At 73.2% G+C, this 1,606-nt stretch carries 1 protein-coding gene; it reads right to left on the reverse strand.

Annotation, left to right across the window (positions count from 1 at the left end):
• On the reverse strand, positions 1 to 1,403 hold a 1,403-nt coding region (locus tag AOK24_RS42060; RefSeq protein ID WP_055725146.1), incomplete at its 3' end, for a glycosyltransferase family 4 protein.
• Positions 1,404 to 1,606 lie beyond the last annotated feature (203 nt).

Genomic DNA, 1,606 nt, shown 5'->3' on the forward strand with positions numbered 1-1,606 from the left:
GCTTCGTCCACGGCCGGGGCGGCGGCCTCGGCTCCGGCTGTCGCGGCCTCCGCCGTCGCGTGGCTCCGGGAGCCCCCGGCTCCCGCCGGCCGCCGGTCCGCGCCGGGGCGCGACGCGGACGTACCGCTCCTCTCGATCGCCTCGCGGTACCGCTCGACCGTGCCCTCGGCCGCCCTCGCCCAGGTGAAGCGGGACAGGACGCGTTCCCGGCCGGACGCGCCGAGGCGTGCCCGCAGCTCCGGGTCGCCCAGCAGGCGGCTCAGGCCGGCGGCCAGCGCGCCCGCGTCGCCCGGCGGCACCGCCACGCAGGTCTCGCCGTCGGGGCCCGCGACCTCGGGGATCGCGCCGCCCGTCGTCGCGAGCAGCGGGGTGCCCGTCGCCATCGCCTCCGCCGCCGGGAGGGAGAAACCCTCGTACAGCGACGGCACGCAGGCGACCTCCGCCGAGCGGACCAGGGCGACCAGTTCCTCGTCCGAGATGCCCTTCACGAACTCGACGGCGCCCTGGAGTCCGTACCGCTCGATCGCGCGCGCGACCGGACCCTCGGCTGGCTGCTTGCCTACGACGACGAGGTGCGCGCCGGCGTGTTCCGTACGGACCTTCGCGAGCGCCTCGACGAGGTACACCAGGCCCTTGAGGGGGACGTCCGCGCTGGACGTCGTGACGATGCGGCCCGGGACGACCGGGACGGAGGGGTCCGGCGCGAACAGGTCGGTGTCGGCGCCGATGTGGACGACGTGGATACGGTCGTCGCGGACGCCGAGGTGGTCGACGATCTCCTGGCGGGACGTGCCGGAGACAGTGAGGACGGACGGCAGGCGGCGGGCGACCCGCTTCTGCATCCGCGTGAACCCGTACCAGCGCCGCACCGAGTACCGCTTCTGCCAGCCCTGCGCCGCGTCCAGCTCCAACTGGCGGTCCACGGTGATGGGATGGTGGATCGTCGTGACCAGCGGCGCGCCGACGTCACCCAACAGGCCGTACCCGAGCGTCTGATTGTCGTGCACGACGTCGAACTCGCCGCGCCGCTCGCGCAGATGGCGGCGGGCCCGCAGCGAGAAGGTCAGCGGCTCCGGGAAGCCGCCCGTCCACATCGTGCCGACCTCCAGCGCGTCGATCCAGTCGCGGTACTCGTCGCGCTTCGGGGTGCGGAAGGGGTCCGGGGAGCGGTACAGGTCGAGGCTGGGCAGCTCGGTGAGGGTGACGCCCTCGTCGACCACGGGGTACGGCTGCGAGCCGATCACCTCGACGCGGTGGCCCAGGCGCGCGAGTTCGCGGGAGAGGTGCCGTACGTAGACGCCCTGGCCGCCGCAGAACGGGTTCCCCTTGTACGTGAGCAACGCGATCGCGAGCGGGCGCCCTCCGTCCGTGGCCGGTTCGGCCCCACTGGCCTCAGCGGTCACTCCGGGCCCCCTTCTGCCTGCGCGAGACGGCGAGACTACGCCGGGCGCTAATCTAGAACAAGTTTCAGACTTGATCGTCCGGGAGGCTTCGAATCTACCGGCAGGTAGGGGGCCTGTGAGCAGTGGATCAGGTGATTCACGCCACGGCCGCGCACCGCACGATCACCCGGCCCCACGGACGGTACCCATGCCCCCGGAACCCC

Origin of the sequence: Streptomyces niveiscabiei (genome assembly GCF_001419795.1) — a bacterium.
GTDB lineage: Bacteria > Actinomycetota > Actinomycetes > Streptomycetales > Streptomycetaceae > Streptomyces > Streptomyces niveiscabiei.